Annotated in this window: 10 protein-coding genes; 8 read left to right on the top strand and 2 right to left on the bottom strand. The window is 25.7% G+C overall.

Going from position 1 to position 8602, the window contains the following annotated elements; translation table 11 throughout:
- Nucleotides 1-382: 382 nt before the first annotated feature.
- The 7 genes from HUJ77_RS09395 (at nucleotide 383) to HUJ77_RS09365 (ending at nucleotide 5526) form a co-directional block, all read left to right on the top strand.
- The gene (locus HUJ77_RS09395; RefSeq protein WP_291708327.1) at nucleotides 383-724 is read left to right on the top strand and encodes a zinc ribbon domain-containing protein YjdM; all 342 of its coding nucleotides are present in this window, start codon (nucleotides 383-385) and stop codon (nucleotides 722-724) included.
- Nucleotides 725-1175: 451 nt separating this feature from the next.
- Nucleotides 1176-1628 carry a GNAT family N-acetyltransferase gene (locus HUJ77_RS09390; protein WP_291708326.1) on the top strand — a complete coding sequence of 151 codons (453 nt, stop codon included), beginning with the start codon at nucleotides 1176-1178 and terminating at the stop codon, nucleotides 1626-1628.
- Between the two features lie 206 nt (nucleotides 1629-1834).
- Nucleotides 1835-2806, top strand: coding sequence for a DUF523 and DUF1722 domain-containing protein (locus tag HUJ77_RS09385; RefSeq protein ID WP_291708325.1), 972 nt, complete (start codon nucleotides 1835-1837; stop codon nucleotides 2804-2806).
- A gap of 127 nt (nucleotides 2807-2933) precedes the next feature.
- Nucleotides 2934-3431, top strand: a complete 498-nt coding sequence (locus tag HUJ77_RS09380; RefSeq protein ID WP_291708324.1) for a sigma-70 family RNA polymerase sigma factor — start codon at nucleotides 2934-2936, stop codon at nucleotides 3429-3431.
- Nucleotides 3421-4593 (top strand): anti sigma factor C-terminal domain-containing protein, encoded by a 1173-nt coding sequence (locus tag HUJ77_RS09375; protein ID WP_291708323.1) that lies wholly within the window; start codon nucleotides 3421-3423, stop codon nucleotides 4591-4593. Before HUJ77_RS09380 ends, HUJ77_RS09375 begins: the two co-directional genes overlap by 11 nt.
- 70 nt (nucleotides 4594-4663) lie before the next feature.
- A complete protein-coding gene (locus HUJ77_RS09370) occupies nucleotides 4664-5074 on the top strand; it encodes a cyclase family protein (RefSeq protein ID WP_291708341.1) in 411 nt (136 codons plus the stop codon).
- Between the two features lie 32 nt (nucleotides 5075-5106).
- A complete protein-coding gene (locus HUJ77_RS09365; RefSeq protein WP_291708322.1) occupies nucleotides 5107-5526 on the top strand; it encodes a PPC domain-containing DNA-binding protein in 420 nt (139 codons plus the stop codon).
- Between the two features lie 269 nt (nucleotides 5527-5795).
- On the opposite strand, the gene HUJ77_RS09360 is transcribed toward HUJ77_RS09365, so the two are convergent.
- Complete coding sequence (locus HUJ77_RS09360) at nucleotides 5796-6530, bottom strand: GntR family transcriptional regulator (protein ID WP_291708321.1); 735 nt, start codon at nucleotides 6528-6530, stop codon at nucleotides 5796-5798.
- A gap of 303 nt (nucleotides 6531-6833) precedes the next feature.
- Here HUJ77_RS09360 and HUJ77_RS09355 point away from each other — a divergent pair, with 303 nt between their 5' ends.
- Complete coding sequence (locus HUJ77_RS09355; protein ID WP_291708320.1) at nucleotides 6834-8024, top strand: phosphopentomutase; 1191 nt, start codon at nucleotides 6834-6836, stop codon at nucleotides 8022-8024.
- 37 nt (nucleotides 8025-8061) lie between these two features.
- On the opposite strand, the gene HUJ77_RS09350 is transcribed toward HUJ77_RS09355, so the two are convergent.
- Nucleotides 8062-8571: a flavin reductase gene (locus HUJ77_RS09350; RefSeq protein WP_291708319.1), complete on the bottom strand. Its 510-nt coding sequence runs from the start codon at nucleotides 8569-8571 to the stop codon at nucleotides 8062-8064.
- Between the last annotated feature and the right edge of the window lie 31 nt (nucleotides 8572-8602).

Genomic DNA, 8602 nt, shown 5'->3' with positions numbered 1-8602 from the left:
AGCTGGTAGATTAGAAATATATCCAATGCTAATTATATTTAGTAAATCAATTTGGAAAAAGACATATTAAAAATAAATTTTTATAGAAAAGGATATTAAAGTAATTTACTTTAATATCCTTTTCTATGGTTGAATTTTAAATATATAAACTAATTTATACCAAAATAGGTAGTTGATTAAAAACTCGCTTGAAACTCCATAAACTTATTTTTAAAGAATTAATAAAATAGCAGCAGTTTATTAAAATAAAAGGATTAATATAAGAAATTAGTTTATATAAAGAATAAAATATAATAGAATTTGTAAATATATTTAGTATATGATAGTATAAAATGCGTGAAAATATTATTTATAAAATATATAAAATGGAGGAAATAATCAAATGATAAACTTACCAAATTGTCCGAAATGTAATTCAGAATATACTTATGAGGATGGAAGTCTTCTAATCTGTCCAGAATGTGCCTATGAATGGACTTTAAATTCTGATAATAATTCAGGTGAAGAGGAGCTAATAGTAAAGGATTCAAATGGAAATATATTAAATGATGGGGATTCAGTTACTATTATCAAAGATCTTAAGGTTAAAGGAAGCTCTGCTCCATTAAAACAAGGAACTAAGGTTAAAAATATAAGACTAGTTGAAGGCGACCATAACATAGATTGTAAAATAGATGGATTCGGTGCTATGAAACTTAAATCTGAATTTGTAAAAAAAATATAGTATTTACTCTTTTTTTACTGTTTTTAGGATTATATTAGGATTGTTAATTAAATTTATTAAGAAAAAATATTTTAATGTAAAACCAAAGGTAGAAGAAATACTCATTAATAAAATAACTAAGCTATATTTTAATAATAATTATTAAAGTATGGCTTTTTTAGTATTTTTGTATTCTATATTTAGTTTTATAAAAATCATTAATAGCACAATAATACCTCTATTAAAGTACAAATATCAATGAATAAATTTTAAAAATTTCATATAATTAATTCATACAGATAAGTGATTCTGTGGAGGTATAATTATGAATAAGAAAAATATTAAAATTAGAAAAGGCAATAATAATGATGTAGAAGAAATAGCCAGGTTAATTTACTATACAGAAGTAAATCCTGTAGATGTTTGAGGGGGAGAATCTAAAGAAGAAACTTTAGAAAATCTTAAGACATTAATGAGGACTAAGGAATCAAGATATAGTACAGATTATATAACTGTTGCTGAACTAGATAATAAAGTGGTTGGCGCTATTATACTAATACCTTATGATAAGTTAGATAAATTAAGTATTGAAACAGATATAAAGCTAATTACTAGCATAGAAGGCTTTACTGAAAAAATATTATATATGATAAATTCAATTAAGTATATGGTTTTTAGAGAGTGTAGAAAAGGAAATTTGTATATATCTAATATAGCTACAGATGAAAGTACTAGGGGTCTTGGAGTAGGAAAGATACTTATGATGTATGCAGAACAAGTAGCTAAAAGTGAAGATTTTGAAGGAATATCATTAATTGCTAAAAATGAAAAGGTAACTAAATTTTATGAAAAATTAAATTATAATAAGAATTTTGATAGAGTAGTTTTAGGAGAAAGAGTTATAAAAATGGCTAAAGTACTATAGTATTATATGGTGCTGTGGCACAATGTAAAATTAATAATTCTTCATTTTACATTCTAAATTTTAAATTAGAGGTTGTTGCGACAGCCTCTTTTTATTTGTAAAATTTTTATTGTTAAATAGAAATTTAAAATGAATAATATTTAAATAAGAATAAATAATTTATAAAGATTTATGCTATATATAAGAAGACTTTTGGAGGTAGATATATGTTAGATAATGATAAGCCAACTATATTAATGAGTAAATGTATAGAAGGAGATTCATGTAGATATGATGGCTCAATGATAAAAGATTCTTTTATAAATAAATTAAAATCTTATGTAAATGTAATAGAAGTTTGTCCAGAAGTAGGAATAGGTTTATCTACACCAAGGGATAGTTTAAGATTAATAGGAAATGAAAGTAAAGTTAACTTAGTATGTTCTAAAACAGGGGAAGACTTAACTGAGGCGATGATGAATTTTTCTAATAAATTCTTAAAAAATATTGATAAGTCTAAAATTAATGGAATTATATTAAAAGGCAGATCTCCTTCTTGTGGAATAAAAGATGTTAAGTTATATAATAATATTGGAAAAGCTAGTATTATAAATAGAAATAATAGCGGGATTTTTGCACAGAAACTAATGACAGAATTTGGTGATATACCTATAGAAGATGAGGGAAGATTAACAAATTATAATATTAGAGAAAAGTTTTTAACTTGGGTTTATGCAAACTACAATTATACTACAGTTGAAGAAAAGAAAAGTGTAAGGGAGCTAGTTAAATTTCAAAGTCAGTATAAATATTTATTAATGGCTTATAGTCCAGCAAGACAAAAGGAGTTAGGTAAAATTGTTGGTTCAGCTTCAAAAGCCAGTTTAAATGATACCATTGTGGAGTATAAACAAGTTTTATCAAAAACATTATCTAATAGTCCAAGACCAATGAGAAATGTAAATATGTTATTACATTTGTTTGGTTATTTTTCAAGGGACTTAAGTAAAGAAGAAAAGGCATTCTTTTTAGATACATTAGAAAAATATCAAAATAAGAAAGTTCCATTTTCTTTACCATTGACAATTATTAAATCCTGGGCAATAAGATTTAATAATGATTATCTACTAGACCAAAAAATTTTTGAAAGCTTCCCTATAGAATTAGTAGATGTAACTGATTCAGGAAAGGGAATATAAACTCCGAAAGGAGTTTTTTATTTTTTAACAATAATGATTATTTTATATTCTTATTATTAATGGTAAAATTTAATAAAAACTGTGACAATTTATGGATAATAACGTTTGTGTTATAAGGGGGGAAGTAATGAATAATTATGAGATAGAAGAACTTTATAATAAGTATTATAAAGATTTGTATATTTATGCTTTTTCAATTTGTAAAAATTATCATATTACAGAAGAAGTAGTTAGTGAAACTTTTCTTAGAGCCTTTATAACAATAGATAATGCTAAATGCAACGTAAAGTTTTGGCTACTTTATGTTTGTAAAAATATAATTATTGATTACTATAGAAAAAATAAAAGAATGTCTTATTTAGATATTGAAGAAAAAGATATAAGGGTTGAGGATAATACACTTGAAAAATTTATAAAGGATGAGGAGAAAAGAGAAGTTTTTAAATCTATTTTAAAACTTTCAGAAGTATATAGAGAAGTAATAATAAAGTTTTATTATATGAATTTAACTACAAAAGAAATTGCTAAAAGTTTACAAGTTTCAGAGGGGGCAGTAAGAAGTATATTATACCGTGGAAGGCAAAAGATTGGAAAATTATTAAGGAAGGGAAAGTATGAGTTTTAAATTTATTTTTGAGAAATATAAAAGCGGAACTGCAACAGAGGAAGAAATAAAAATTGTTGAAGATGAAATAGAAAAAAATGAATTAATAAATGAGTATTTATCAGAAAATATCTTTGAAGAAATAGGTAAAGTAGATGTAACTGAAGATGATACTATATTAATAAAGAAAGCAGTAAATAGACGGTTGAGAAAAATAAATATTCTAGCAGTGTTAAGTGTTATATTAGTATTTTGTATAATTAATTATTTGATTTTACCAGCTTATAATAGTCTTTTTTATGATCCAAGTGGAAAAATAAGAAATGAATTTAATCAGAACCAACTTTTTATTGATATGAGGGCTTTCACAGAGCTACATTTAGCAGGATATACTACTGATGAAGCTGAAGTTGAAGCCTTAGGATTAGGGAAATATGATATAAGAGTGAATCAAAATAATAAATTCACACAAGAAAATACTATATTTAATGGTAAAGTAGTCAGAAACAAATTGAAGACACAAAATAATAATTTATATAAGTTTCCAGCAGTTAATGTTTTTTATTATAGGGATAATAAAAGTGCTATGTATTTACAAGAAGATGGCAGTTATACTTACGGACAAAGTAAAGAAGAGAGAGATTTATTAATAAATATAGTAAAAGAATTGCCAAAAGGAAGTGTGATATCTTCATATATTTCATTTAATAAGGATTTATCACTAGATAACCTTAATAAATTACAAGAAAAATACAGATTCAGAGCTAGATGGGTTGCAGTAAGAACTAATGAAATATATTCGGGTACTAAAATTGGATTTGATCCAATTGGAATAGGAGGTGTTTTAGCAGAGGGAACTTTATCAGATGATGTCTATCCATATTTTGAGTTGTCTAATGTGAATGATAGTATAAAAGATAGTGAATATGTATTAGAAACACATTTTAAGACATTATTAAAGTATATGTCTTCAAGACAAACTTTTATAGAAACATTTTTTAATGTAAATGGGATGTCTAGTATAATGTATAGTGAAGCATTAAAATATATAGAAGATAACGGAGTAAAATTATATGGTATGTTAGTGTATAGTGATGTTGAAACATTTTTAAATTTAGTTCAAGATGAAAATATTTATACTATTTCTATAGATAATGCTAAATTTTCAGTATTTCAAAGATAGTAAGATTAATTCAATTATAGACAATATAATAGTGGAAATGAAAAAATGAAAACTTCAAGATAATAAGTTAATTTCTGAAGGTATTAAATTTGATATGTCACACATTATTGATAGAGAAGTAAAATTAGAAGATATAGATTGTTCTCGTGTGAAAGAAGGAGTATATGTATTTTTCCAAACTAATTATGATAAGTACTTTGAGGATGAAGAAAAATATAATAATCATCCTGGGATATCTATGGAAGTAATAAAATACTTAGTAAGTAAAAATGTTAATATGATAGGAATAGATACTTTAGGCTTAGGGAAAGGTAAAAATCATGGTTTGATTGATGTTTACTTAGGAAAAAACAAAAGCTATTCTATAGAAAATTTATCTAATTTAGATAAGATTCCTGAAGAAGGCTTTAAAGTTTATTGCTTACCAGTTAAAATAGAAGGAATTGATGTTTTGCCAACAAGGATACTAGTAGAATTTTAAAAAATAAAATTATTATAAATGGAGTTGAGATTATGGAGTATAGAATTTTTGAGGAAACAATTGTATTAAGATTAGAAAAAGGCGAAGAGGTTATTGAGTCAATAAAAAATCTTTGTGAGAAAGAAGATATCAAAGCAGGTTCAATTTCAGGTCTTGGGGCAAGTAATAATATAGTGGTTGGATTATTTAAGGTAGATGAAAAGAAATATTATTCAAATACCTTTGAAGAAGATTTTGAGATTACTAATTTAACAGGAAATATTTCTAGAATGAATGGAGAAGTTTATCTACATATACATGGAACCTTTGCTAATTTTGAAGGTAAATGTATAGGAGGGCACTTAAATAAGGCTGTCATTAGTGCAACTTCAGAAATAATAATAACTAAGATAAATGGAGAGTTTGGAAGAAGATTTAATGAAGAAATAGGGTTAAATTTAATTGAGTTTTAAATAGAAAAGTATTTAAATTATCGCTAACTATATTAATAGTTAGTGATAATTTTTAAGAAAAAATTAAATTTTGAATATTTAGAAAAATTATTCCAAAAATGTATTGACATATATTTAATAACAAGGTATTATATGTATAATAAATTGATAATAATTATCAATTAAATTCTAGGATGAATTAGAGAAGGACTTTTCTCATTATATGGACTAACCCCTAGAAAGAATCCTAAAAGATATAGGATTCTTTTTTTGCTCAATATTAATATTTATTATTTTGAAGTATGAATTTTAATTGATGTATTTGATAAAGGTAAGTAATGCTTACTAAATGCAATTGGATACTGGCTATCTTTATATATAGACTCTTCAATTAAAAAATATTGTTTTTCAGAAGAAATAGAATATTTTTTAGTTGCAAACTTACCAGATGAAGAAAATTTAATATCTATAGAGCTATGACTACATTTAGTATAAATCTCTTCCTCTATAAAATTAAGTAATCTATTATTATCATTTAAATTTATATCAAAGTAAGATATTGTTTCAATTGGGATAACAGTAAAGGTATATGCAAGAGCAGTACCATTCTTTATATACCATCTATCTATATTTACAGCAGCAGCAGTCTTTTTACCTAAAACCTCTATAAAGTAATCAGATGGAGGCTCTATATGAAAGTTCATTTCCACATAATCTATTTTTTCTTCTAAAGATTTATATATAATATGACCTAATTTTTCAAGACCAATTTTATTATTCTTTTGATTTTTAATTATGAAATTACCTTTGCCACGAATGTTTTTAATTAAGCCATCGTCTTGCAATAAGGATAAGGCTTGACGAAGAGTAGTTCTACTTACTCCAAGTTCCTTAGCTAAGTCAGGTTCAGAAGGTAATCTATAATTATCAGGAAAATCTTCTTCCTTTATCATTTTAAAAAGTGTATTATACACTTCAACATATCTTAATTTTTTTGAATTCTTCATAATATCTGTATTAAGCATAATGATCATCTCCACAAACAAATAAACAAGTTAGATACAAGTTTTTAATTTATTATAGCATATTTACAAAAGAAATTATCAATTTTATTCAATAAAAAATCAATAAAATACAATGGTGGAAACGTTGACCAATATAAGTAGATTGTAGTATTATAAATATATAATAGACAAGTTAAATACAAGTTTCTTATATATTATGAATTAAATATGTTATAATTAATTTATCTTTAAATAATTAAATTATAGCAAATAATAAATAATATAGTTAGATAGTCTTAAAGTAATTTATAAAGGAGTAATATTATGAAAAAATATAAAAGAATTTTCACTATAGTAATAGATTCATTAGGTATTGGAGAAATGGAAGATGCAAAAGCTTATGGAGATGTAAATGTTGATACTCTTGGACATATAGCAGAATCAGTAGATTCCTTTAATATACCTAATCTTGAAAAGCTAGGAATAGCTAATTTACGTCCAGTTAAACATTTGAAGGCACAAGAAAATCCATTAGGATATCAAATGAAAATGAAGGAAGCTAGTACTGGTAAAGATACTATGACAGGACATTGGGAAATAGCAGGATTACACATTACTAAGCCTTTCCAAACTTTTACTGATACAGGATTTCCACAAGAACTTTTAGATGAATTAACTAAGAGAACAGGACATAATATAGTAGGAAATAAAAGTGCTAGTGGTACAGAAATATTAGATGAATATGGTGAGCATCAAATGAAGACTGGAGATATGATAGTGTATACTTCAGCAGATTCAGTTTTACAAATATGTGGACATGAAGAAACTTTTGGATTAGAAGAACTATATAGATGCTGTGAAATTGCAAGAGAACTTACTTTAAAGGATGAATGGAAAGTTGGTAGAATAATTGCAAGACCATATGTTGGAGATAAAAAAGGCGAATTTAAGAGAACTAGTAACAGACACGATTATGCTTTAAAACCATATGGAAGAACAGTATTAAATGAGTTAAAGGATAATAACTATGAGGTTATTTCTGTAGGAAAAATAAATGATATATTCGATGGTGAAGGAATAACAGAATCTAATAAATCAAAGAGTTCAGTTCATGGAATGGAACAAACACTAGAAATAATGGATAGAGATTTTAAAGGACTATGCTTTGTAAACTTAGTTGATTTTGATTCATTATGGGGACATAGAAGAAATCCTAAAGGCTATGCAGAAGAATTAGAAAAGTTTGATGTTAATTTAGGTAAGGTTTTAGAAAAACTTAAAGAAGATGATTTACTAATTATAACTGCAGACCATGGAAATGATCCAACATATATAGGATCAGATCATACAAGAGAGTATGTACCATTTATAGCTTACTCACCTTCAATGAAGGGAAATGGAGTATTAGAAACTTGCAATAGCTTTGCAGCAATAGGAAGAACTATTGCAGATAACTTTGATGTTAAAATGGCAGAAGAAACTATAGGTGAATCTGTTTTAGAAAAATTAAATTAGTTAATAAATAAGGAGCTGTTTAACAGCTCCTTATTTATTATTCTTTTATCAGAATTTTTTCTACTTCAGCAATATACATTGTATGATAATCCTTATCTGGATAAGATTGTTTTTCAAGAGTATTATCTATAAAACATTCAGGTTTAAATTCTTGAGCATATAATTTTTTGCAGATAATAGTAAGTCTTGCTTCTTCAAAAGCAGGAGTATCTTCAATATAATTAATTGTTAAATTAGTTTTAGAAATCTTATCTTCATCTCTTCCAGAAACTGTTCCTAGATAACCTAAATCTTTTTTATAACTTTCATGGAAGAAGGTAAGTGAAAATGTAGAAGATGCATCTACAAATTCTTTTGTATACCTTTGAGGTCTTAAAACTATATAGACAACATTTTTGTTCCACATAACGCCAAAGCCACCCCAAGAAGCAGTCATGGCATTTACCTGCCCATCTTTAGCAGCTGTAATAAGCATCCACTCATTACCTATTAAATTAAAGGCACTTTCATTTAAATCTTTAGGACTAATTTCTCTTAAATTACTCATACTATCTCCCCTTTATATTTTAATAATATAT

The sequence above is a fragment of the Clostridium sp. genome, assembly GCF_021443865.1.
In the GTDB taxonomy this organism is placed as follows: Bacteria; Bacillota; Clostridia; order Clostridiales; family Clostridiaceae; genus Clostridium.
Note: the sequence above shows the minus strand (reverse complement) of the source record. Positions and strands in the feature narration are given on the sequence as shown.

Coding starts and splice junctions, on each gene's coding strand:
- HUJ77_RS09395 (WP_291708327.1), top strand. CDS start 383: ATGATAAACTTACCAAATTGTCCGAAATGTAATTCAGAATATACTTAT.
- HUJ77_RS09390 (WP_291708326.1), top strand. CDS start 1,176: ATGAGGACTAAGGAATCAAGATATAGTACAGATTATATAACTGTTGCT.
- HUJ77_RS09385 (WP_291708325.1), top strand. CDS start 1,835: ATGTTAGATAATGATAAGCCAACTATATTAATGAGTAAATGTATAGAA.
- HUJ77_RS09380 (WP_291708324.1), top strand. CDS start 2,934: ATGAATAATTATGAGATAGAAGAACTTTATAATAAGTATTATAAAGAT.
- HUJ77_RS09375 (WP_291708323.1), top strand. CDS start 3,421: ATGAGTTTTAAATTTATTTTTGAGAAATATAAAAGCGGAACTGCAACA.
- HUJ77_RS09365 (WP_291708322.1), top strand. CDS start 5,107: ATGGAGTATAGAATTTTTGAGGAAACAATTGTATTAAGATTAGAAAAA.
- HUJ77_RS09360 (WP_291708321.1), bottom strand. CDS start 6,530: ATGCTTAATACAGATATTATGAAGAATTCAAAAAAATTAAGATATGTT.
- HUJ77_RS09355 (WP_291708320.1), top strand. CDS start 6,834: ATGAAAAAATATAAAAGAATTTTCACTATAGTAATAGATTCATTAGGT.
- HUJ77_RS09350 (WP_291708319.1), bottom strand. CDS start 8,571: ATGAGTAATTTAAGAGAAATTAGTCCTAAAGATTTAAATGAAAGTGCC.